This window comes from Sphingomonas sp. IC081, assembly GCF_006874585.1.
Taxonomy (GTDB): domain Bacteria; phylum Pseudomonadota; class Alphaproteobacteria; order Sphingomonadales; family Sphingomonadaceae; genus Novosphingobium.
Window position 1 is genome coordinate 2334726 of record NZ_CP029761.1, and the last position, 23263, is coordinate 2357988.

The 23263-nt window shown below is 65.4% G+C and carries 22 protein-coding genes; 10 read left to right on the top strand and 12 right to left on the bottom strand.

Annotated features, from left to right (window positions below; genetic code table 11):
• The first annotated feature begins 134 nt into the window (after positions 1-134).
• Genes crcB through DM450_RS11210 form a run of 6 tightly spaced genes read left to right on the top strand, consistent with a single transcriptional unit; the run spans position 135 to position 4040 of the window.
• Positions 135-542 (top strand): fluoride efflux transporter CrcB, encoded by a 408-nt coding sequence (gene crcB / locus DM450_RS11185; protein ID WP_142634837.1) that lies wholly within the window; start codon positions 135-137, stop codon positions 540-542.
• Positions 539-1873, top strand: coding sequence for an RluA family pseudouridine synthase (locus DM450_RS11190; protein ID WP_142634840.1), 1335 nt, complete (start codon positions 539-541; stop codon positions 1871-1873). The genes crcB and DM450_RS11190 overlap by 4 nt, the downstream gene beginning before the upstream one ends.
• Complete coding sequence (locus DM450_RS11195) at positions 1873-2475, top strand: FMN-binding negative transcriptional regulator (RefSeq protein WP_142634842.1); 603 nt, start codon at positions 1873-1875, stop codon at positions 2473-2475. Before DM450_RS11190 ends, DM450_RS11195 begins: the two co-directional genes overlap by 1 nt.
• Complete coding sequence (locus DM450_RS11200) at positions 2472-3122, top strand: HAD-IA family hydrolase (RefSeq protein WP_142634844.1); 651 nt, start codon at positions 2472-2474, stop codon at positions 3120-3122. The genes DM450_RS11195 and DM450_RS11200 overlap by 4 nt, the downstream gene beginning before the upstream one ends.
• Complete coding sequence (locus DM450_RS11205) at positions 3119-3334, top strand: hypothetical protein (protein ID WP_142634846.1); 216 nt, start codon at positions 3119-3121, stop codon at positions 3332-3334. The genes DM450_RS11200 and DM450_RS11205 overlap by 4 nt, the downstream gene beginning before the upstream one ends.
• A 13-nt stretch (positions 3335-3347) precedes the next feature.
• Entirely contained in the window at positions 3348-4040 is a 693-nt protein-coding gene (locus DM450_RS11210; protein ID WP_142634848.1) for an ATP12 family chaperone protein, read from the top strand.
• Between the two features lie 123 nt (positions 4041-4163).
• Here the strand turns inward: DM450_RS11210 and DM450_RS11215 are convergent, their stop codons facing one another.
• The 5 genes from DM450_RS11215 to DM450_RS11235 form a co-directional block, all read right to left on the bottom strand.
• Positions 4164-4718 (bottom strand): outer membrane protein, encoded by a 555-nt coding sequence (locus DM450_RS11215; RefSeq protein ID WP_142634850.1) that lies wholly within the window; start codon positions 4716-4718, stop codon positions 4164-4166.
• Positions 4719-5040: 322 nt separating this feature from the next.
• The gene (locus tag DM450_RS11220; protein WP_142637784.1) at positions 5041-5655 is read right to left on the bottom strand and encodes an ABC-type transport auxiliary lipoprotein family protein; all 615 of its coding nucleotides are present in this window, start codon (positions 5653-5655) and stop codon (positions 5041-5043) included.
• Between the two features lie 41 nt (positions 5656-5696).
• Positions 5697-6635 carry an MlaD family protein gene (locus DM450_RS11225; RefSeq protein WP_142634853.1) on the bottom strand — a complete coding sequence of 313 codons (939 nt, stop codon included), beginning with the start codon at positions 6633-6635 and terminating at the stop codon, positions 5697-5699.
• Between the two features lie 9 nt (positions 6636-6644).
• Positions 6645-7523, bottom strand: coding sequence for an ABC transporter ATP-binding protein (locus DM450_RS11230; RefSeq protein ID WP_142634855.1), 879 nt, complete (start codon positions 7521-7523; stop codon positions 6645-6647).
• On the bottom strand, positions 7520-8635 hold the full coding sequence (locus DM450_RS11235) for an ABC transporter permease (RefSeq protein ID WP_142634857.1): 1116 nt from the start codon (positions 8633-8635) through the stop codon (positions 7520-7522). The genes DM450_RS11230 and DM450_RS11235 overlap by 4 nt, the downstream gene beginning before the upstream one ends.
• Before the next feature lie 175 nt (positions 8636-8810).
• Between DM450_RS11235 and DM450_RS11240 the strand changes: the two genes are divergently transcribed.
• From DM450_RS11240 to DM450_RS11250, 3 genes are all read left to right on the top strand, one after another.
• Positions 8811-11480 carry a valine--tRNA ligase gene (locus tag DM450_RS11240; protein WP_142634859.1) on the top strand — a complete coding sequence of 890 codons (2670 nt, stop codon included), beginning with the start codon at positions 8811-8813 and terminating at the stop codon, positions 11478-11480.
• A gap of 423 nt (positions 11481-11903) precedes the next feature.
• On the top strand, positions 11904-12650 hold the full coding sequence (locus DM450_RS11245) for a 7-carboxy-7-deazaguanine synthase QueE (RefSeq protein ID WP_142634861.1): 747 nt from the start codon (positions 11904-11906) through the stop codon (positions 12648-12650).
• An 8-nt stretch (positions 12651-12658) separates the two neighbouring features.
• A complete protein-coding gene (locus DM450_RS11250; RefSeq protein WP_142634863.1) occupies positions 12659-14089 on the top strand; it encodes an MATE family efflux transporter in 1431 nt (476 codons plus the stop codon).
• A 15-nt stretch (positions 14090-14104) separates the two neighbouring features.
• On the opposite strand, the gene DM450_RS11255 is transcribed toward DM450_RS11250, so the two are convergent.
• The 5 genes from DM450_RS11255 to DM450_RS11275 all read right to left on the bottom strand — a co-directional run bounded on the left by DM450_RS11255 (position 14105) and on the right by DM450_RS11275 (position 20440).
• A complete protein-coding gene (locus DM450_RS11255) occupies positions 14105-15748 on the bottom strand; it encodes an ATP-binding protein (protein ID WP_142637786.1) in 1644 nt (547 codons plus the stop codon).
• Positions 15749-15967: 219 nt separating this feature from the next.
• Complete coding sequence (locus DM450_RS11260; protein WP_142634865.1) at positions 15968-16732, bottom strand: TIGR02186 family protein; 765 nt, start codon at positions 16730-16732, stop codon at positions 15968-15970.
• The gene (locus DM450_RS11265) at positions 16729-17643 is read right to left on the bottom strand and encodes a sulfite exporter TauE/SafE family protein (RefSeq protein WP_142634867.1); all 915 of its coding nucleotides are present in this window, start codon (positions 17641-17643) and stop codon (positions 16729-16731) included. Before DM450_RS11265 ends, DM450_RS11260 begins: the two co-directional genes overlap by 4 nt.
• 47 nt (positions 17644-17690) lie before the next feature.
• Positions 17691-18947 (bottom strand): hypothetical protein, encoded by a 1257-nt coding sequence (locus tag DM450_RS11270; RefSeq protein ID WP_142634869.1) that lies wholly within the window; start codon positions 18945-18947, stop codon positions 17691-17693.
• On the bottom strand, positions 18947-20440 hold the full coding sequence (locus DM450_RS11275; RefSeq protein ID WP_312846142.1) for a glycosyl transferase family protein: 1494 nt from the start codon (positions 20438-20440) through the stop codon (positions 18947-18949). Before DM450_RS11275 ends, DM450_RS11270 begins: the two co-directional genes overlap by 1 nt.
• A gap of 114 nt (positions 20441-20554) precedes the next feature.
• Between DM450_RS11275 and nhaA the strand changes: the two genes are divergently transcribed.
• On the top strand, positions 20555-21766 hold the full coding sequence (nhaA, locus tag DM450_RS11280) for a Na+/H+ antiporter NhaA (RefSeq protein WP_142637790.1): 1212 nt from the start codon (positions 20555-20557) through the stop codon (positions 21764-21766).
• Between the two features lie 25 nt (positions 21767-21791).
• Here nhaA and DM450_RS11285 read toward each other — a convergent pair whose 3' ends face one another.
• Together DM450_RS11285 and DM450_RS11290 are read right to left on the bottom strand one after the other, a co-directional pair.
• Positions 21792-22220, bottom strand: coding sequence for a VOC family protein (locus DM450_RS11285; protein WP_142634871.1), 429 nt, complete (start codon positions 22218-22220; stop codon positions 21792-21794).
• A 199-nt stretch (positions 22221-22419) separates the two neighbouring features.
• A complete protein-coding gene (locus DM450_RS11290; protein ID WP_142634873.1) occupies positions 22420-23184 on the bottom strand; it encodes a TorF family putative porin in 765 nt (254 codons plus the stop codon).
• Between the last annotated feature and the right edge of the window lie 79 nt (positions 23185-23263).

Genomic DNA, 23263 nt, shown 5'->3' on the forward strand with positions numbered 1-23263 from the left:
GTGGGGTCGCACCCAAGGACAATTATAGAGAGGCAGTTCCGCGAACCGTTCAAAAGACACGCAACTATCGCTGCCGCACAGGCCAGGTGCGCACCACGATTGGAAAACCGCGCATTCGCGGCTAAGGCGGCGTGATGCCCCAACCTTCCTTCCTCCTCGCCTCCGGCCTGGTGGCGCTGGGCGGCGCGGTCGGATCATGGCTGCGCTTCAGCGTCGGCTATGCCTGGACCGTCCTGCTCGGCCCCGCCCGCGCCCTGGCGTTCCCTTACGGAACCCTGACGGTGAACATCGTCGGCAGCCTTGTCATGGGCCTGCTCGCCGGCTGGCTCGGCCGCATGGCGCCCGGCGGGGAAAACCTGCGCCTGCTTGTCGGCGTGGGCGTGCTAGGGGGCTTCACCACGTTTTCGTCCTTCAGCCTCGATACGGTCGCGCTTGCCCAGCGCGGACAACCGGGGCTTGCCGTGTTTTACGTCGCGATTTCGCTGGCCGCCGGCCTTAGCGCGCTGTTCCTCGGCCTTACCATCATGAGGAGCGCCGCATGAGTCGCCCAGAGAATACCGATATCGTCCGCCAGTTCACCGTCGGCCACGACGACGAAGGCGTCCGCCTTGACCGCTGGTTCAAGCGCCACCTGCCGCAAGTCGGCTTCGCGATGGTCTCGCGCTGGGCGCGCACCGGCCAGATCCGCGTCGACGGCAAGCGCGCCGATGTCGACACCCGCCTCACCGCCGGGCAGACGCTGCGTGTTCCTCCCGGCGGCGAACAGCAGCCCGGCGTGCGCGCCGCCCGCCCGCGCCGCGAACTGACCGAGGAAGAGATCGAGCGCGCCGACGCCATGGTGCTGACGCAGGACCGCGCCGCCATCGTGCTCAACAAGCCCCCCGGCCTCGCCACCCAGGGCGGCTCGGGCATGAAGGAGCATGTCGACGGCCTGCTCGACGCTTACGCGGACAAGGGCCCGCGCCCGCGGCTTGTCCACCGCCTCGACAAGGACACCTCGGGCGTCCTGCTCGTCGCCCGCACGCCGGGCAGCGCCGCGTTCTTCTCCAAGCGCTTTTCCGGGCGCAGCGCCAAGAAGATCTACTGGGCGCTGGTGGTCGGCGTGCCCAGCATCAACGACGGCATGATCGAACTGCCGATCGGCAAGCAGCCGGGCACCGGCGGCGAGAAGATGTACGTGGACGAGGAAGGCGGACAGTCGGCCCGCACCCGCTACCGCGTGCTCGACCGTGCGGGCAACCGCGCCGCATGGGTGGAACTGCACCCGCTAACCGGCCGCACCCACCAGCTGCGTGTCCACATGGCGGCGATCGGCCACCCGATCGTCGGTGACGGCAAGTACGGCGGCCAGGAAGCGTTCCTTTCCGGCACGATCAGCCGCAAGATGCACCTCCACGCCCGCCGCCTGATCATCGAGCATCCCGACGGCGCCCCGCTGGACGTGACCGCGCCGCTGCCCGAGCACTTCGCCAACTCGATGGAATCGCTCGGCTTCGACGAAGCCGACGGCGCCGAACTGCCCGAAAGCGCGCCGGAGTTCACCAAGGACGACGAAAAGCGCGCCGCCAAGGCCCACGCCAAGCAGTACCGCAAGGAACGCCGCGGCGAGCGTCGCTCGCGCCGCGACGGCGCCTCGGAACGCCCCGGCTCGCGCGGGAAGCCCAGCGGCAAGTCGGCGGGCAAGCCGGGCGGCAAACCCGCTGGTCCGCGCAAGGCGACCGGCAAACCCGGCCTTGGTAAAACTGGCCCCGGTAAAGCTGGCCCCGGTAAAACTGGCCCCGGCAAGCCTGCCGGTGCCCGCAAGCCGTCCGGCCCGCGCAAGCCGTCCGGTCCGGGCGGTTCACGCCCCTCGGCGCCGCGCGGCAAGCGCTGATGCACCCCAACGCGCAGTTCCGTCCGGCCGATCGTGCAATGGCCGAAGCGCTGGTGGAGGAGGTCGGCTTCGGCATGATCTTCGCCGCCACGCCGGACGGGCCGCGCGTTGCCCATACCCCGCTGCTGTGGACCGGGGACGGCGCCTTGCAGTTCCATCTGGCGCGCGGCAATGCGCTCACCCGCCATATCGCCGGCGCCACCGTGCTGGCGGTGGTGAACGGGCCGGATGCCTATGTCTCGCCGCGCTGGTATGAAAGCAGCGAGCAGGTGCCGACATGGAACTATGTCAGCGTCGAAATGGAGGGCCGCGTGCGCACGATGGACGACGAGGGGCTGACCGGCCTGCTCGAAGGCCTTTCCGCCCGCAACGAGGCGCGCATGACGCAGGGCCGGCCCTGGACCATGGACAAGGTCTCACCCGGCCATCTTGCCGGACTCAAGGCCGCGATCGTCGGTTTCGAACTGGAAGTTCAGGCCTGGCGCCCGACCTTCAAGCTTTCCCAGAACAAACCCGCCGACGAACGCGAACGCGTCGCGCTGGGGCTCGAATCCGAAGGTTCGCGCGCGATGGCGCAACTCATGAGGGATCTGGTCGGATGAAATTCGCCGTCTTCGATTGCGACGGCACGCTCGTCGATGGACAGGCCCCGATCTGCGAGGCGATGGAGGCGGTGTTTGCCGCGTTCAGCCTTCCCGCCCCCTCGCGCGGGCTGATCCGCCGCGCCGTCGGGCTGTCGCTGCCGCAAGCCATGCGCCAGCTGCTGCCGGACTGCGACGAGGCGCAGCAGCACGCCATGGCCGACGCCTACAAGCTTGCCTTCCGGCAGGCCCGCAGCGAGGGCCGCGTCTCGCAGCCGCTGTTCCCGGGCATCGCCGATGTGCTGCGGGGCCTGCAAGCCGCCGGATGGACGCTGGGCGTCGCCACCGGCATGTCCGACCGCGGCCTGTCGTTCTGCCTCGAGGCGAACGGCATCAAGGACCTGTTCGTCACCCTCCAGACCGCCGACCGCCACCCCTCCAAGCCGCACCCGGCGATGCTGGAGGAAGCCATGGACGATGCCGGCGCACGGCCGGGCGAGACGGTGATGATCGGCGACACCGTCTACGACATCAGGATGGCCGCCAATGCCGGCTCCCGCGCGATCGGCGTCGACTGGGGCTACCACCATCCCGAGGAACTGATCGCCGCCGGGGCCGAAAAGGTCTTCGAAACCCCGCAGCAATTGCTGGAGCACCTCCTCGCATGACCTCGACCGCCAAGGATCCCGCCCGGTCCCGCTGGATCATCATGCAACTGGTGCGCCTGTTCGGTGTCGCCTGCGTCGTCGGCGGGCTCGCCATCGGCGCGAACACGCTGCACGCGCCGCTCTGGCTCGGCTACGTGCTCATCCTCAATGGCATGATCGACGTCTTTGTCATCCCCCGCCTCTTGGCGCGCAAGTGGCGCAGCCCCAGGTAACCGGAACTCCCCCGTGAAGCGTTTCTACAAGGAAGTCACCCAGGCCCCGCAGGACGGCGGCTGGCGCGTTCTGCTCGACGGACGCGGCATCAAGACCGCCGGCGGCCGCCCGCAAGTCCTGCCCACCATGGCCATGGCGGAGGCGCTCGGCGCCGAATGGGCGGCCCAGGGCGAGGAGATCGACACCGCGACCTTCCCGCTGCGCGACCTTGCCGACTTCGCGCTCGACGCGATGGCCGGCGACCCCGCGCTCGCCCTGCGCGAGATCCTGCCTTACGCCGAAACCGACACGCTGTGCTACCGCGCCGATCCCGAGGATGCGCTCTACCAGCGCCAGCTGGCCGTATGGGAACCGCTGCTGGCCGGGATCGAGGCGCGCCATGGCCTCGCGTTTCCGCGCGTCTCGGGCATTCTCCACAAGCCGGTCCCGCCCGAGACCCTCGCCCGTCTCGAAGCCATTCTTGCCAGGCAGGATGCCTTCGCGCTGGCGGCGCTGCGCATGCTGTCGAGCCTGGCCGCCTCGCTGACGATCGCCCTCGCCGCGGTCGAGCCCGGCGCCGATGCCGAGGCACTGTGGAAGGCCGCGAACCTGGAGGAAGACTGGCAGGTCGAGCTCTGGGGCGAGGACTGGGAGGCCGCCGAACGCCGCGCGGCGCGGTTCGAGGCCTTCAAGCTGGCCATCCGCTTCGCCAACCTGGCGCGCTGACGGAAACGCGGGAGCAGGGGAAAAGTCCCTGCTGCTACGGAAAAAGCCCGCCCCGGCAAATGCCGGGACGGGCCTCCCTGCAACGCACGCGGCCGGGTCGCGAGGCCGCCTGCGCGCGAAAGATCAGAACTTCACGCCGAACCCGGCCAGAGCGTAGTGGCGGCTGAAACCATGCTCGTAGTTCGAGTAGTTGTACTCGACCTTGCCGAACAGGTTGCCGCCGAAGTCGTGCTCGAAGCCCGCGCCGATGCGGTAACCGTCGAGGTTGGTGCCGGCGCTGTCCTTGTTGGTGCCGTCATTGTAGGTCACGCGGATCCGCGCATTGGTGTAGCCGCCCAGCAGGTAGAGCTTGGTGGTCTCGCCGACGTTGGTGCCGATGCGGGCAACCGCTGCAAGGTCACGGCCCGAACGCACGCAGAGCTTGTCGTCCGCGACGGCGACATCGCGCAGGCAGTCCTTGGTGGTGCTGTCCGAAACGCTGGCCTGGATACCGAAGAACAGCGCGTCACGGGCCTGGATGTCGTAGCCTGCGGCCACGCCATAAGTGAGGCCTTCCGACGAACCGCCATCGACCGACACGCTGTCGAGGCCGGTCTGGGCCTGCACGTATGCCTGTGCGTTGGCGGCAGCCGGAACGGCGAACAGCACGGCGGTGGCCGCGATGGCGATCTTCTTCATGGAAACTCCTGCAATCTTGTTCTTGCCCCCGCACCCCTGTGCGAAGAGGTACGGCGGATACAGGCGCAGAAATTTCAGGCAATGTCAGATAGTTGACTTATGAGGCCGCAAGGCGCCAGCGTTGCAGAACCGCCACAGGCGCCATTGGCGGCGCCTGAAAAAAGCCTGCAAACATGGGCCATCCCGCTCGCCGTCACAAACCGGGCAATTGCCTGTCAAGAATATTCGAATTGAATAAATAGAATATCGAAGAGGCTTTCGGAAAATCAAAGTATCATAACAAACACTGTCATTAATTACTTAATTTCCCGCAGGCGCACATTCATTGCGTCTTGACCCAGTCGGCAACCTGCCTCGCCACGTCGTTGGCCGCCTGATTCAGCGCCGGCCCGACCTTGGACGCCTGGGGCTTCACATCCGCCACCCGCGCCTCGAAACGGCGCGTGGTGATCGGTCCGCCGCGCTCCGTGCGGATCGCATCGAACCGCACGACGACCGAACGGGTCGGCGCATCATACCCCATTTCGAGCAGGCGGCCGCCGATCAGCGTCTTGCCGGAGACCTCGTAGCCGATGCCTTCCACCACCAGCTTGCCGGTGCGCGCCCGCAGCGTCTCGGCCAGCAGGGTCCGCATCTGCCGCGTCGGCTTTTCGGTCCAGACCGCGTCCTTGAGATAGGCCAGGCCCGAGGCATCGACCTTGACCGGCACCCGCAGGACATCGAGGCTGCGATCGGCCTCGGGATCGGCGACGACGATGGCATCGGCCAGCTGGCCGCTCACCTGCGCCCCTGCCGGTGCGGTTTCCTCGCTCGTGAGGCGGATCAGCTGCTCGGGCGGCTTGGCCGCCAGGCTGATGCAGCCGGGCAGCGCCAGGCAGGCCGTCAGCAGCAACGCCCCCGTGGCCGCTTTCATCCCCGGCACCGTGTTTCCGATCATCTTGGCGGTTCGCATCTCGAGCCTCTTCATGGCTTGCCCGTTCAAGGCTTGTAGGTGGGCAGCTTCTGCCCCTTGAGCAGCGCGCCGGCGCCCTGTTCGTCGATCTTCTCGGTGACGGCCCGCAGCGCCCGGCTGGTGGCCTGGAGATCGCGGATCGCCGCTTCGGCAGCTGGCAGCGTCTCACCCGAGACCTTGTCGAAGGCGGGCTGCGCGTGCTGCAGGGTCTGGTCGAGCGTGTCCATCGACTTCTGCGCCGAGGCGAGCGTCTTGCGCAGCTGGTCGGCCAGGGAATTGCCCTGATCGCCCAGCAGGTTGTCCGCCTTGCCGGCAACGCCCTCGAATGCGGCCAGCGTCTTGGTCGCCTGGTCGAGCGTTCCCTGAAGCTGGACCAGGGTCTTGCGCACTTCCGGCGAAGCGGCGGAGAGATCCCGGGTCATCTTGTCGGTGTTCTTGAGGATCCCGGTGAGCGACTTGCGGTTCTCGTCCGAGAGCAGCAGGTTGAGGTTCTCGGTCAGCGTGGCCAGACGCTCCAGCAGCAGCGGCGCGTTGGAGAGGATTTCGCCCAGACCGCCCCGCTTGGTCGGAATCACCGGCACGCCTTCCGGCCCCGGCTCGGTCAGCAGCGGCGCGCCCTTGACCGCGCCTTCGAGCTGGATGTCGGACACGCCCGTGAAGCTGCCCTGGATCGTCGCGGTGGTACCCACCGTCACCGGCACTTTCTGATCGACCCGGATGCGCACGCGCACGAAGCTCGGGTCCTGCGGCCAGAGTTCGATTTCCTTGATCTGACCCACGGGAACACCCGCGTAATCGACACCCGACCCCCTCGCCAGACCGTCGACGGACTGCTTGAAGAAGATGTCGTATTCGTTGCGCGCGGTCTCGTTGATGCGGGCAATCCAGATGATGAACGCCGCCAGCGCCGCCAGCAGTATCAGCGTGACCGCCCCGACCCAGACGTGATTGGCCCGTGTTTCCATGCTGCTGCCCTATGCCTCCGGCTCACCCGACGAGGCGCCGGAATTATCGTGTAGCGCGGGGACTCTCGCCTCCGCGGTGCTGTCGTTCGAAATCTGGTCCTTGGCGCCCAGCGCCGCACGGCCGCGCGGGCCGTTGAAATATTCCTGGATCCACGGATGGTCGAGCGCGAGAAGCTCGGGGATGGTGCCCACCGCGATCACCTGCTTGTCCGCCAGCACCGCCACCCGGTCGCAGATGGCGTGCAGGGTATCGAGGTCGTGGGTGATGAGGAACACCGTGAGGCCCAGCGTATCCGCGAGCCCGCGCGTCAGCCGGTCGAAAGCATCGGCACCGATCGGGTCCAGCCCGGCGGTCGGCTCGTCGAGGAACAGCAGTTCGGGATCGAGCGCCAGCGCCCGGGCGAGCCCGGCGCGTTTTTTCATGCCGCCCGAAAGCTCGCTGGGATACTTCGCCGCCGCCTCTTCGGGCAGGCCGGCGAGGCGCACCTTGAAGCGCGCGATGTCCGCGCGCAGCGCATCGGCGATCTCGGGGAAGAACTGCTTGAGCGGCACTTCCACGTTCTCGCCCACGGTCAGCGTCGAGAACAGGGCGCCGCCCTGGAACAGCACCCCCCAGCGCGAGCGCAGGTCGATGCCTTCCTCGTCGGTGGATTCGCCCATACGGTGGCCCAGCACGGTGATCTCGCCCGCTTCCGGCTGCTGCAGCCCGATGATCGAGCGCATGAGCACCGACTTGCCCGTGCCCGAGCCGCCGACGACGCCGAGAATCTCGCCCTTGCGGACCTTCAGCGACAAGTCCTGATGCACCACGAAGCCGTCGAAGGCATTGACCAGCCCTTCGACGACGATCGGATACTCGCCTTCATAATCGCTTGAAAGGTCGGTCATTTCCAGCCGATCTTGGTGAAGAAGATCGCGAAGAAGGCATCGAGCACGATGACGGTGAAGATCGCCGTCACCACCGCCTGGGTGGTGCGCCCGCCCACTTCCTCGGCGTTGGAGGTCACCTGCATGCCCTGATAGCACCCCGCCAGCGCCACGATCAGCGCAAAGACCGGCGCCTTGAGCAGACCGACCCAGATGTCGGTCGTCGGCACCACTTCCTGCGTGCGCTGAAGGAAGGTGAGGAAGGGAATGTCGAGCGCGAAATTGGCGATGAAGGCGCCGCCGATGATCGCCAGGACCGTGGCGTAGAAGCCGAGCAGCGGCATCATCAGCATTGCCGCCAGCACCCGCGGCACCACCAGCGCCTGCATCGGCGAGACGCCGATCGTGCGCATGGCATCCACTTCCTCGGTCAGCTTCATCGTGCCGATCTGCGCCGCGAAGGCCGATCCCGACCGGCCCGCGACCATGATCGCGGTCATCAGGATGCCCAGTTCGCGCATGGCGAGGCGGCCGGTGAGGTTGATCGTGTAGATCTCCGCCCCGAACTGCGCGAGCTGCACCGCGCCCTGCTGGGCGATGACGATGCCGATCAGGAAGCTCATCAGGCCGATGATCCACAGCGAGTTGATGCCCACGTGCTGCATGTGGAACACCAGCGCGGTGCCGCGCAACCGCGAGGGATGGCGGATCACGCCGCCCATGGCGAGGATCAGTTCACCGAGGAATCCGATCGACTTGGTGAAGCCCTTGCCCCAATTGACCACGACGTCGCCGAATTCGGCCACCGTGCGCAGCAGCAGCCCCGGCCCCTTGGGCACCTCGGCCGCTTCCTCCGGCACGCGGCCGACGGCGGCGAACAGCCGGTCCGCCGCCTCGCTCTGGCCGACGATTTCAAGGTGATGCTCGTCCGCGAAGCGCTTGACCAGCCAGGCGCCGGTCGTGTCGATGTCGGTGACGCCGGACATGTCGATCCGCTCGACCGGACCGCCGCAGGCCGCCAGCTTGCCGTCGAGGTTGCCCAGCGAATGGACGCACAGCGGCCCCTTCAGCGCCACCGTGTGGACACCGCCTTGGTCGCTTCCCGACAGAGTGAATTCAGCCCATTCCCGCATGTGCGCTCGTATTGGGGGAAAATGCCTGTACCGGCAAGGGGTTCCCCGGGCGCGGCGGATTGTTGATTTTGCAAGGGACTGCCTGCGAATACTCCGTGGCAATTTGATGGCGGCGGCGCCGGCAATCCCTACGCGCACTTGCGCGCGAGACGCCGCGCTGGCAAAGCCCCGCGCCATGACCGAAACGCCAGCAGCCGGGCCAGAAGCCGCCCTCGACAAGACCTTCGACCCCGCCCAGATCGAGGCGAAGTGGTACCAGCATTGGGAAAGCGAAGGGCTGTTCCGCCCCGAGCGTGCCGACGCGCAGCCGTTCACCATCGTCAACCCGCCGCCGAACGTCACCGGATCGCTGCACATCGGCCACGCGCTGGACAACACGCTGCAGGACATCGTGATCCGTCACGAACGCCTGAAGGGCAAGGACGCGCTCTGGGTGGTCGGCACCGACCATGCCGGCATCGCCACCCAGATGGTGGTCGAACGCCAGATGGAAGCCAGGGGCGACAAGCGCGCCAACTATACGCGCGAGGCGTTCATCGACAAGGTCTGGGAATGGAAGGCCGAATCCGGCGGCACCATCACCGGCCAGCTGCGCCGCCTCGGCTGCTCGATGGACTGGAGCCGCGAGCAGTTCACGATGGATCCGCACTTCACCAAGGCCGTGGTCAAGGTCTTCGTGGACCTGCACAGGCAGGGCCTGATCTACCGCGACAAGCGCCTGGTGAACTGGGACCCCAAGTTCCGCACCGCCATTTCCGACCTCGAGGTCGAGACGCGCGAGACCAACGGCCACTTCTGGCACATCAAGTATCCGCTTTCGGACGGTTCCGGCCACATCCACGTCGCCACCACCCGCCCGGAAACGATGCTGGCCGACATGGCCGTCGCGGTTAATCCCGAGGACGAGCGCTACAAGGGCCTGCTGGCCCGCGGCGCCACCGTCACCCTGCCGCTGACCGGCCGCGAGATTCCCATCGTCGCGGACGAGCACGCCGATCCCGAACTGGGCTCCGGCGCGGTGAAGATCACCCCGGGCCATGACTTCAACGACTTCGAGGTCGGCAAGCGTGCGGGCTTCAAGCCCGCCGACATGCTCAACATGCTCGATGCCGATGCCCATGTCTGCCAGACCCAGGACGGCCTCGTGCCCGCTCAGTTCATCGGCATGGACCGGTTCGAGGCGCGCAAGGCGATCGTCCAGTTCCTCGAAGAGGACGGGCTCCTCGAAAAGGTCGAGGACCGCGTGATCCAGACCCCGTTCGGCGACCGCTCGGGCGTGGTGATCGAACCCTGGCTGACCGACCAGTGGTACGTCGATGCGCAGACGCTGGCCGGCCCGCCGCTGGAAGCCGTCCGTTCGGGCGCGATCGAGATCGTCCCGAAGAGCTGGGAAAAGACCTTTTTCAACTGGATGGAAAACATCCAGCCCTGGTGCGTCTCGCGCCAGCTCTGGTGGGGCCACCGCATCCCGGCGTGGTTCAGCGAGGACGGCGAGATCTTCGTCGCCGAAACCGAGGAAGAAGCACAGGCGCAGGCCGGCAACAAGCAGCTGACCCGCGACGAGGACGTGCTGGACACCTGGTTCTCCTCCGCGCTCTGGCCTTTCGCCACGCTCGGCTGGCCCGATGAAGATGCCCCGCTGCTGAAGAAGCACTATCCGAACGACCTGCTGGTTTCCGGCTTCGACATCCTGTTCTTCTGGGATGCGCGCATGGCGATGCAGGGCATTCACTTCATGAAGGAAGTGCCGTGGAAGCGGCTCTACCTCCATGGTCTGGTGCGTGCTGCCGACGGCCAGAAGATGTCGAAGTCCAAGGGCAACGTGGTCGATCCGCTGGGCCTGATCGACAAGTACGGCGCCGACGCGCTGCGCTTCTTCATGGCCGCCATGGAGAGCCAGGGCCGCGACGTGAAGATGGATGAAAAGCGCGTCGAGGGTTACCGCAACTTCGCCACGAAGCTGTGGAACGCCGCGCGTTTCTGCCAGTCCAACGGCATCGTCGCCAGCACCTCCGTCGCGGCCCCCAAGGCGACCACGGCAGTCAACAAGTGGATCATCGGCGAAGTCGTCGAAACCGTCGCCGCGCTCGACAAGGCCATGGCCGACCTGCGCTTCGACGCGGCTGCCAACGCGATCTACCACTTCGTGTGGAACCAGTTCTGCGACTGGTACATCGAACTCATCAAGCCTGTCCCTGGGGGCAACTTCGACGAGGAATCCAAGGTCGTCGCCGGCTGGGTGCTCGACCAGATCCTCGTCATGCTCCACCCCTTCATGCCCTTCGTCACCGAAGAGCTGTGGAGCAAGATGGGCACGCGCGATCAGGACCTGATCGTTGCCGCATGGCCCGCGCCGGAAGCCTCGGTGGACGCCGAGGCGAAGGCCGAAGTCGAATGGCTGATCGCGCTCATCGGCAACCTGCGCGGCGCCAAGTCCGAACTCGGCATCGCGCCGGGCGCGCGCCTCACCGCCTATGTCGCCGATCCCTCGGACGCGACCCGCGCGGTGATCGGCCGTAGCGCCACCGTGATCGACCGTCTGGCGCGCCTTGACGCAATCCGCTTCGAGGCCGCTCCGGCCGGTGCCGCCATGCAGGTGGGCGCGGGCGACGCGACGCTGGCGATCCCGCTGGAAGGCGTGATCGACATCGCCGCCGAAAAGGCCCGTCTGGAAAAGGCCATGGCCGCCTCGGTCAAGGAACGGGACTCGCTCGACAAGCGTCTGGGCAACCCGGCCTTTGTCGAAAAGGCCAAGCCCGAGGCCATCGACAAGGCCCGCGCCGACCACGCCCACCACTCGGCCGAAGCCGAGCGTCTGGCGGCGGCGCTGGCGCGGCTGGGTTAAGATAGAGCCGAGGGGAGTGGGGCCAAGCCGGAACTTAGCCGAACCGCCCCCCCCCACTCCCCTCGTCACCCCCGCGAAGGCGGGGGCCCCGCTTTTTGGAGTTCACGCAGAGACGCAGAGGAACTGCGCAGCAATCCACCAGCTCTCCGCGCCCCTGCATGCCAAAGAAGAAAGCGGGATCCCCGCCTTCGCGGGGATGACGGTTTTTGGGTGATACGGATTTGGTCCGCCCCCTGCTCGTCGTTTTCGTTTTCCTACTCACCGCGCATCTGACACGTTCGCGCGCGTGACCGCCCTGCTCTCTCCTCACGAAACCAGCCACAAGGTGACACCTCCGACGCAAGGTGACACTTTTTCCTCTGGACCGTGTAAACTGTGTCAACCTCGCCCATCAAAACCGTAACCTTGCATTCGAGACCATCCGTGACGCTTGCCCTTGCCACCACCACTCCCGGCGAACCCGAAGTCTTCGCCTCGCTTCAGGGCGAAGGTGCCAGCATGGGGCGGCCCAGCACTTTCGTGCGGCTGTCGCGTTGCAACCTCGCCTGCCAGTGGTGCGACACGGCCTATACCTGGCGCTTCACCGGCGATAACCGCTTCCACCGCGACGATCTGGCCTTCGAGCGCAAGGCCAATCAGGTCATGGCCGAGGAAGCCGACGTGGCGCGCATGGTGGCGGACCTCCCGCCCGACCGCCTTGTCGTGACCGGCGGCGAGCCGCTGCTGCAAGGCCCGCAGCTGGCCCGGATGCTGGCGGCGCTCGACGAGGCTCGGCCGGGGATGCACGTGGAGATCGAGACCAACGGCTCGGTGGCGCCGCACGCCAGCCTCGATGCACGGGTGCAGCAATACAATGTCAGCCCCAAGCTGTCGCACAGCGGCAATCCGGCGGAACTGGCACTGGTGCCCGAGCGGCTCGAGGCATGGTCCGCCGATCCGCGGGCCTTCTTCAAGTTCGTGATTGCGGAACCCGCCGACGTCGACGAAGTCCGCGCCCTCAAGGCGCGCTACAATATCCCCGCCGAGCGGATATTCCTGATGCCGGAAGGCCGCTCCAGCGATGTCATCCGGCAGAGGTCACCTTGGCTCTCGGACATCTGCACGCAGGAAGGCTATCGCTTCACCGACCGCCTGCACATCCACATCTGGGGCGATACGCGGGGCACGTAAGGGGACATATGAACGAAGCATCGCCGATTCCCGCCGGAGAGACCGAACCCGGCGAACCCGCAGCACCGGCGCGCAAGCAGCACATGACGGGGGACCTCACCCAGGGGCCGATCCTCAAGACGCTGCTGGTGTTCTCGATCCCGATGCTGATCTCGAACGTGCTGCAGACGCTGAACGGCTCGGTGAACGCGATCTGGGTCGGGCGGCTGCTCGGCGAAAGCGCACTGGCGGCAACCGCCAATGCCAATATCATCATGTTCCTGCTGATCTCGCTCGTCTTCGGCTTCGGCATGGCGACCACCGTGCGCGTCGGCCAGCACTTCGGCGCCCGCGACATCGATGCCGCCAGGCTGACCTTCGGCTCGGGCGTCGGCTTCTGCCTGATACTGTCGGTGGTCTGCGGCCTTGCCGGCTGGCTGGGCGCCGATGCCCTGCTGCGGCTGCTCAGTACGCCCGAGCAGAGCCGGATCGAAGCGCTGGCCTATCTGCGCGTGATCTTCGTGACGCTGCCGCTCGGCTCGCTCTCGCTGATGGTCTCGATGGGCATGCGCGGCGCGGGCGATTCCAAGACCCCGCTCCACGCGATGATCCTGACGGTAGCGCTCGACGTGATCCTGAACCCGCTGCTGATCATCGGCCCCGGGCCGGTGCCGTCGCTGGGCATTGCCGGGTCCGCCGCGGCAACCGCCTTCGCGAACTTCGCCGGCCTCGTGTTCCAGCTCTGGACGATCTACCGCAAGGATCTGCCGATGCGGCTGCGCGGCGCCGAACTCGGCTACCTGATCCCGCGCGGCAGCGAATTGAAGTACGTGACCCTGAAGGGCCTGCCGATGGGCGCGCAGATGCTGCTGGTCTCGTCGGCGGGCCTGGCCATGGTCCACCTCGTCAACCTCGAAGGGCTGGATGCCGCCGCCGCCTACGGCGCTTCGCTGCAATTGTGGAACTACCTGCAGATGCCGGCGATGGCGATCGGCTCGGCGGTCAGCGCCATGGTTGCCCAGTCGCTGGGCGCGCACGATCACGGCCGCGTGGGCAAGGTGACCGAGATCGGGCTTGTCACCAACCTCGCCATCTCGCTGCTGATGGCGGCGCTGATCGTGGTGTTCGACCATCCGCTGCTGGCCCTGTTCCTGGGCGGCGACAGCCCGGCAATGCCGATCGCGCGGCACATCCAGTTTGTCTGCACCGCCAGTTTCGTGATCATGTCGGTGACCATGATCCTCACCGGCACCCTGCGTGCCTACGGCGCGGTCGTGGTTCCGCTGGTCATCATGGCCATCGGCCTCATTCCGGGCCGCCTCGGCTTCTACGCCCTCACCTACCCCGCGATCGGAAGCGAAGCGCTGTGGTGGGCCTATCCGGTCGGCTCGACGCTGACGGTGGTCCTGACGCTGGCCTATTATCGCTGGGGCAAGTGGCGCGCGGCCTTCGATCTGTAAGGCCGCGCAGCCCCATCACCTGCCCTGCGCGCGCCACCGCTGGACGATGCGCAGGACCGACTCTTCCTCGCCGCCGGAGCTGTTCCACAGTTCGGTGAACGACGGGTCGGCCGACGCGGGGCGCTTGTACTCTTCGAGGTCGTCAAACGAGACCCGGATCGGGATCGCCACGCCTTCGCCGCAGATGATGCACTCACGGTTGCGCAGGGCCGGGATCGAATCGAGGAACCCGCGTGCACCTTCCGGCATGGCTGCGCGCACGAAGGCCTGGTCACGATCGTTGTTGAGGCGCATCGAGATGATCGTGCCGCACTGCGAAAGGACACCTTCGGCAAGATCGGACGGTCTCTGGGTGATAAGGCCCAACGAGATCCCGTACTTGCGGCCCTCCTTGGCGATACGCGACAGGATACGGCCCACCGAAGAGCCATCGGCGTTCTTCTCGCTCGGAACATAGCGGTGCGCCTCCTCGCAGACGAGCAGGATGGGCCGGGTCTTTTCCTCCCGCCCCCAGATCGCGTAGTCGAACACCATGCGGCTGAGCACGGCGACGACGGTGCTGGTGATGTCCGATGGCACGCCCGAGACGTCGATGATCGAGATCGGCCGCCCGTTCGAGGGCAGACGGAAGATCTTGGAGATGAACTCCGCCATCGTGTCGCCCACCAGCATGCCGGAGAACATGAACTGGTAGCGCGGATCGCCCTTCATCTCGTCGAGCTTGTTCTTGATCCGCATGTAGGGCGCACTGGAATGGCCCTTGTCGAGCTTGCCCATGTGGTTGTTGAGAATATTGGACAAGTCGGAGAGCAGATAAGGGATCGGCGAATCCACCGTGATCTTGCCAAGCTGCTCGGCCAGCCGGTTCTTGGAGCGCGCCTCCAGCAAACACTTGCCCAGGATTTCGCTGTCGAGCTGGCGGTCGTCCCCGCGCGAGGTCAGGAGGATCTCGCAGTGCTCCTCGAAATTCATCAGCCAGTAGGGCATCTGCAGGTTCGAGACGTCGAGGATCACGCCGGTGTTGCGGAACGCGGCTGAATACTCGCCGTGCGGATCGATCATGATGATGTGGCCCTGCGGCGCATGCTCGCAGATGCGGTGCAGGATCAGCGCAGCACTGGTCGACTTGCCGGTTCCGGTCGATCCCAGCAGCGCGAAGTGCTTGCCAAGCAGGGCATCGACATAAAGACCAGCACGGATGTCCTTGGTCGGATAGACGTTGCCGATCTGGATCGCGCTGCGCCCGTCGCTGGCATAGATCTGGCGCAGGTCTTCGGTGGTCGCCGGATAGACCAGCGCCCCCGGCGAGGGATAGAAGGTCACACCGCGGCGGAAGCCATGGATACGGCCAGTCAGGCGTTCCTCACTGCCCTCGCCAAGGAAGTCCGCCTCGGCGACAATGCCGCCGGGAATCTTGCTGTCGCTCTTCTGATTGCGGATGCTGGCGAGCAGCCAACCGTTGCCGACACGGATCTTGACCTGACTGCCGACCTGCCCTGACTGCGCAACCGAAGGGTCGCCATCCTTCATCACTTCGCCCAGCCGGTTGATGTCGAGCGCGATGCGTGTTCCGGCACCGGAGATCTCGAGGATCACCCCGATCGGCTCGCGTCCGGTATCCAGTCGCGGTGCAGGCTGGCGTGGCTGGCCCTGCGTCATATGGGCCTGCGTCGTATGGGCGTGAGCCGGATGCGCCGCGGGCTGCTCGGCCTGCGGCGCACGCGAGGGCGCGAAGCCCTCTGGATGCATCTGGTTCATTATGCCCCCGAAGTAGAACTGACCTCGGCAGAGCTATGACCACGCGGTTAATTTCCGCCTAAAGACAGGCTCATACCAAAGGCCCAGCATTCGATTGAAGCAACTTCGGCAATCGTATCTTCAGCGCATTGCGAAAAGCCGGCCCGCCAGCCACCCCATGCCGACCGATACAAAAACCGCCAGCAAGCCATAGGCAAAGCCATAATCTTCGGCGAAAGTGGCGACGGCGCGTTCCAGGCCGAGCTTGCGCACTTCGACCTGACTGCTGGCCGAGGCGACCACGCGCCCTTTCGATATGGCGAAAGTTTCCGCCGTGTAAGTACCGATGGGAACCCGGGACGGCAGGCCAATCCGGGCCTGGTAGAGCACTTGCTCGCTGACTTTCACCCCGCCCTCTTCCTCGCGGTAAAGGCCGATCCGGCGATTGAGGTCGACGAGCCCGTTGGCGAAGCGTGTCTGTTCCTTGGGATCGATCGCGCCGATCGGCGAGAGTTGCAGCCACTTCAGGCCCAATTCGTAGATCGCCGCCGTCTTGTCGTCGACAATGTCCTTGATCGGCCGGGTCGACGCGATGGCATAATAGGAAGGTGCCGAGCGCAGCTCCGTACTGTCGGCGTTGATCCAGATTCCCGCCACTTTCTGCTTTTCACGCAACACGATCGACTGGGTCGGCCCCTTAAGCACCACGACGATGTCGTAGTCCTGCGCCGCGCGGGAGCCCTCCGGTGTCAGGATTGCGCCAAAAAGCAGCAGTTCGGTTCCGGTAAAGCCCTGTTGCAGCGCCACCTCGTGCTGAGAGACTTCGGGGACGAGGATGGGATCGCGGGCAGCACAGAGCACAACCCAGACAAGAACCGCCAGAACCGAGGTGACGGACGCCCTCACAGCGGCGCCACCGTGTAGATTTCGTCCGGTCGATAGCCGAGCCCCAGTGCCATCCGCGCCGCCACCAGCAGGACGATCAGCGCGAGGATCAGGCGCAGCTTCACGGGGCTAGCCTTCTGCGCAAACTGCGCGCCCAGTTGCGCGCCCGTAACTGACCCGAGCAGGAGCAGCGAAGCCAGCACGATGTCGACCGCATGGGTCGTCATCGAATGCATCATTGTCGTTGCGATCGTGGTGAACAGAATCTGCCAGAGTGACGTGCCCACCACGACATTCGCACTCATGCCGAGAATGTAAAGCATCGCCGGGACGAGGATGAAGCCACCGCCGATGCCCATCAGCATCGTCAAGATGCCGGTAAAGATGCCAAGAAGCAGCGGTGCCAGCGGCGAAATGTAGAGGCCTGAGCGATAGAAGCGCCAACGCATCGGCAAGCTCGCCACCATGGGATGGTGTCGGCGCTTTTTCGCGGCGATGGGAACGCCGCTACGTTCGGCACGGATCGCCTGGATACTCTCCTTGGCCATCAGTCCGCCAATCGATCCCAGCATCACGACGTACAGAATGTTGATGACCGTGTCGATCTGACCGAGCCGGGCCAGCAGGTTGAACAGCAAGGCCCCGAGCCCGGTGCCGACGATGCCGCCGAACACCATGACCGACCCCATAAGATAGTCCACATTGCCGCGCTTGGCATGTGCGAACACGCCGGAAACGCTGGCTCCGGTCACCTGGCTGGCAGCCGATGCAGCGGCCACCGTCGGCGGAATCCCGTAGAATATCATCAACGGGGTCGTCAAAAAACCGCCACCCACGCCAAACATGCCCGACAGGATCCCGGTCAGGGCACCAAGGCCAACGATGATGATGCCGTTGACCGAAAGATTGGCGATGGGAAGATAGACGTCCATGCGAGCACTCTCGCTACCGCAGCGTGAGGGGCGAGAAAAGCGTCGATTCAGAAACCTGCGGAAAGTGTGAGTGCAGGCCCTGACCCAGGCTCTGCATCGCCCGCCAGGCGAAAGCGCCAATCGACACCGACACGGGCGTTGACGCCGCGCCGCAAGGGCAGCGTCACCGTTGCCGACGGGCCTGCATCCAACCGGCTTGCACCCTTCTGGACACCGCCCCAGACTCCGCCGCCGATCCGGCTTTCGACCTGGCCCACCCGCAATATCCCGTGATCAACACGCAGTTGCCCTTCGGCAAAGGGCGTCGCGTACCTGCCGGCGACATAACCGGCCTGGACATATGTCTCGCCCCGCAGCCGCGCAGGCAAGGCGAACGGCGGGATCGTGGTGATCGCCATCGCCGCGGGCTGCACCCTTCGTTGCCCTGCCTGCTCCGTCAATCGTGCCTCCAGCGCCGCAACGACAGGGATGGCAGCCAGCGGCCTTGCCGAAAAGCCGATCGCAGCAGCGGTCTCGCGCTGCACCTGCTCCAGCGTCGCCGTCGTGCGCATGTAGATCTCCGGGCGATGCTGCGCGAGAAGTCCCAGCCGGTAGCGAAGGACGGCACCGGCCTGGCTTGCTCCATATGTCGCCGGCAAGGTCCCGTTCGTCAGTGGCCCCGCCCCCCTGCCGCGCATCAGTGCCCAGGTATCCACCGACCAGCGGCGCGGCTTGCTGACGATTGGAAGTACGCTGCCGCCGGAGCCGATCGACTGCCCTTCCGACGCTGCGAAAGCGGACGCCTCGGACGATGGCATCCCGAATGCCGGAAATCCGGATGGGAAACGCTCATTGTGGAACGCGCCCATCGGGTACTGCGGAAAATCGCGGCCAGGATCTGCGTTGGAATTGCCGTCACGACCGGTCCATGCGGCGACCGGCATTGCCGCGTATTGCGAACCCTGCGCCATTGCCGCCAATCGGCGCCATAATGCCGCATCCGACGGACTGCCCGGCGTGCTGACATAAACGATACGCACCCTGTCCTGTCCGTGGCCCGAGCGCGCCGGCCAACCCTGTGGATAGGCACCCGCCCACTCGCCGCCACGCCACAGACCTTCCTCGCCCAAGCCGCCAACCAGCGTTTGCGGCCCTGCCATCACCACATCGCCAAAACGGTCCGTGCCCGTGACCGCTGCGCGCTCCTGCGCAGGCGCAGCAAGCAAAGGCGCATCCCACGCAGAAAGCCGACCACCGATCCATCCACACAGGATCGCCAGCAAGGCCACCAGAGGTTGGCCGCGAAGCCGCTGCCCGCCCGTCATCACGCAGCCGCCGGAACGCGTGTGCCACGATCTGGCAATGCCGTGCCCCCTTGGCCGGAATAGCCATGCACGGGATAGCCTGCCGCCTTTGTTGCCGGATGCAAGTGATGCGCGGTCTTCTCCCAATGAACTGCCGCACCGCGCAGGGTGCGCAGGTAGTTTGCCAAGGCGCGGTAGCCTGCGACAATGGCCACGAGATTGGCGACCGGAATGCGCATGATCGCTCGCGCCCCCTCGACGACCCCATATTCGCGCGCAGTGAAGAGGAACCGCATGACGCAGCGCCAGACCAGGCTGACGAGGCAAACTCCCAGTATCGCTTGCAATACCGGCGATGCCGTCGGAGGCGTGCCCAGACCTCCCACTCTCATCGTCGCCAACAGCAGTTCAACCAGGACGAGCAGGTAGCTTGATGCAAGAACCATCGCCGCCAGCGGTCCACGCCGGTCGCGCAGCGCCATCCAGGTATCCGCGACCCCGGCGCTTCGAGTGATGCGGCTCCAGCCGAGCCGGTCCCAGGACTGCAAGGCGATCCCGTGAATCCATCGCGTCTTCTGGCGCACGGAATCCTCCAGACGGCCCGGGAAGTAGGCACGTGTCGCCACCAGTTGCCCTGTAGCATCGCGCGCGCGCACGAAGCGGCCTTTCCCTCCCTCGCGCCAGATCAGCACGCCCAGTTCATAGTCCTCGGTAAGACATTCGGCCGCGAAGGGCCCGCCCTCTCCTTCAGCTCGACGCAAGCGTGCGATTCGGGCCAGCATTTCACGCGAAAAGCCGCATCCCACACCGGCAGAGGGTACCGCAGCGCCCAGCGCATCACGAACCGGCAAGGCCTTGCCATGCGCTTCTGCAAATTCGTCGATGTAATGCCCGCCCACCCAGCGAGAGCTCGCCTGCGGTTCCGGCCGCACGGGCAGCTGGATGAAATCGGCTTCGTCCAGCGCACGGTCGATGACCGCCAGCTCCGCGCTGTGCACCATGTCTTCCGAATCGTGAAGGACAACACTGCGAAAACGAATGCCCGAACGCCGTTCATCCTCGCAAACAGCCTTGTAGAGGCGGTTGAGACAGTCCGCCTTGGTCGTTGGCCCAAACTCGGAATGGATGATTACCCGCACGCGGGTGTCCTGACCCGCGCCTGCCATCGCGGCAGCCAAAGTGGCCACATCGTTGGCATAGCACCCTACGTACAGGCAGAGTTCCTTGTGCTTCCACGCGGACAGCGCATGGCTCAGTGTGTGTCCGATCACCTGCTCTTCCTGCCAGGCCGCGACGAGCACCGCCGACCGACCGCTCAGCGATACGTTCGAAAGATCGGCAGGCAACCGGGTGCTCCGCGCCTTTCCCCTCAACAGCAAAGTCAGCCAGCACATGTCCATGACCGCTTCGTCGGCCGCGCTGACCAGGAGCCAGAAAGCCGTGAACAGCAGTAATTCGCGCTCGACATGCTGCAGACAGATCATCGCTTGCTGAAACACTCCCACCGCTTCCACCCAAGTCCCCCGATACTTCGTCTGGCTTCGTTCCGAATTCCCATTACCGATTTTCAGCGCCCCGGGATGGCGGCCCCTCTTGCATCCCGGCCGCACCTCCCTGAAAGAAGGCTTATGAGTACGCATCGAAATTTGGCCAATGAATTGGCGCGCCGTTTCACAAAGTTAATGGGCGGCGAAGCGACTTCGGGGATCCTGCTGATAGTGGTCGCCGTCCTGGCGATGGCGGCTGCGAACTCTCCGTTGGCCGATCTTTACCACGACGTCTTTCATCATCGCCTCGCCGGATCTCCCATAGCCCGGCTCGATTCGCTGCACGCGTGGATCAACGATGCGCTGATGGCGATCTTCTTTTTTGTCGTCGGCCTGGAAATCAAGCGGGAGGTTCTCGACGGCGAGCTTTCCAATCCGGCAAGGCGCCGTCTGCCCGTGCTTGCCGCGGCGGCCGGCATGGCAACGCCGGCCATCGTCTATCTGGCGACGGCGGGACTAGCGGAGCCTGCCCAGCGAGGCTGGGCCATACCCGCCGCCACGGACATCGCTTTTGCCGTCGGCGTTCTCGGCCTGCTCGGGCGCCGCGTACCGGCGTCGCTGCGACTGTTCCTGCTGACCGTTGCCATCGTCGACGACCTCGGCGCAGTGGTCGTGATCGCCCTGTTCTATACGGCCCATATCGAACTGGGCTGGGCCATGGCCGCCGTCGCCATCCTGGGCGCGCTTGTCACCTGTGGCCGCATGAGGGTGTCCCGCTCGTCCGTGTACATCCTGCTGGGATTGGCACTGTGGTTCTGCGTGCTCAATTCCGGCATTCACGCCACCATTGCCGGAGTCCTTCTGGCCTTCACCATTCCCTTGCGCCCGTTGCGGGGGGATTCGATGCTGCTGAGGCTCGAGCATGCGCTGGTGCCGTGGAACAGTTATGTGATCGTCCCCATCTTCGGCTTCGCCAATGCAGGCGTGGCGCTGGCAGGCATCGGTCTTTCCGGACTGTTCCAGCCCGTCCCGCTCGGCATCGCGCTGGGTTTGTTCCTGGGCAAGCAGGCAGGCATCTTTGCCGCCATCGTGGCATCGGACAAGCTTGGTTTCGCACCGCGTCCGGCGGGAGCGAGCTGGATCCAGCTCTGGGGCATGGCAGTGCTATGCGGGATCGGCTTCACGATGAGCCTGTTCATCGGCGCGCTCGCATTCCCGCAGTATCCGCAGTTGGTAGAGGAGGCAAAGCTGGGCGTGCTCGCCGGTTCGCTGCTCTCCTCCCTGCTGGGCTACGCCATCCTGCGCCTGGCCCCCAGCCCCCGCACTGCAGGAAGACCAGCCGCCGCCGTCTGACGGCGGCCAGCCTTCCCAGCCCTGATTACCAGGTGCCGACGTTCGGCATCGAGACCCAGGGTTCTGCGGGTTCGAGATGCCCGTTCTGGAGAAGTTCGATCGAGATACCGTCCGGGGTGCGCACAAACGCCATATGGCCATCGCGCGGCGGACGGTTGATCGTCACACCTGCATCGGCGAGCGTCCGGCAGGTCGCATAGATATCTTCCACCTGGAACGCGATGTGGCCGAAATTGCGTCCGCCGGTGTATTCCTCGAACGAACCGTCTTCGGCCGGCCAGTTGTACGTCAACTCGACCTCGACCTCTTCCCCCGGTGCCGCCAGATAGATCAGCGTGAAACGGCCCTGTTCGCTCGAGAAACGACGGGTCTCCTTGACGCCGAGCAGTTCGAAGAAGGCGATCGTTGCGTCGGGGTCGGTGACGCGGATCATGGTATGGAGAAACTTGGTCACGGGAAGTCCTTTGAAGGGAGATTGGCGCGCCGTTACGGCGTCCGCCCGGAGGGACGATAGACCAGACCCGGCATGACACTCCACCGCGATCTTTCCCGAGGCGCAAGATCCATCACCCGCAAAGGAAAACCCGCCCGGAATAGTCCGAGCGGGTCCTCCTGCGATTGTCTCGCTCGTGTCCCGATTATCGGGATCGCGATCAGAACGATGCGGTCAGCGTGGCGACCACGGTATCATCGGTGTAGCCATCCTGGCTCGGGCCGCTGACGCCGACATAGCTGACCGATGCCGAGAGCGGTCCGAACAGCGTCATCGACGCACCGATCGAATAATCGATGCCGGTCTTGTCGGCATTGCAGTAGTAGCAAGGCGCCAGCGAACCGTCGGCGTAACCGAGATGGCCGGAAACGGTCAGCGGGGTGTTAGGAATTGCCACATCGACGTTGCCGTAGAGGTAGAGGTTATCGTCCTTCTTGCCCGTGTAGAAGTTGGGCAACGCCTTCTGATCCCAGGCGTAGGTAACGCCGAGCTTGAGCTTGGCCGGACCGACCTGGCCGCTGACCGAAGCATAGGGCTCGAAGAATTCGGCATGGCCGACATGGCCGTTCGGATAGGCGTAGTAAAGCAGGCCGGCATCAAGCGTGATGCCCGAGCTGACTTCGCCGGTCCAGCCGCCGAAAAGGTCGACCTCGGTGCTGCCATAAGTCGAGCCAAGGTCGATCGAGGAGCCCCAGGTGCTGACATAGAAGCCGCTGGAATGCGAAATGGTAATGCCGCCCTGGATTGCCGGATCACCGCCCGACTGCGAAACACCGCGGAAACGGTAGTCGGTGGTCAGGGCTGCGCTACCGGTGACGGTGAATTCCTTGGGGGCGTCGGCTTCGTCGGCAAAGGCAGGGGCGGCAGCGAGCGCGGAGCCCGCAAGCAGGGTCGCGGCGATGACGCCGCGGACAGACATGTGCATGTTCATTCCCTCACAAATTCTTTTTGGTGCTTGTTCCCACCTGCGCTTTTGCCGCGTCCTCGTTTCGGGCCAGCGTGCG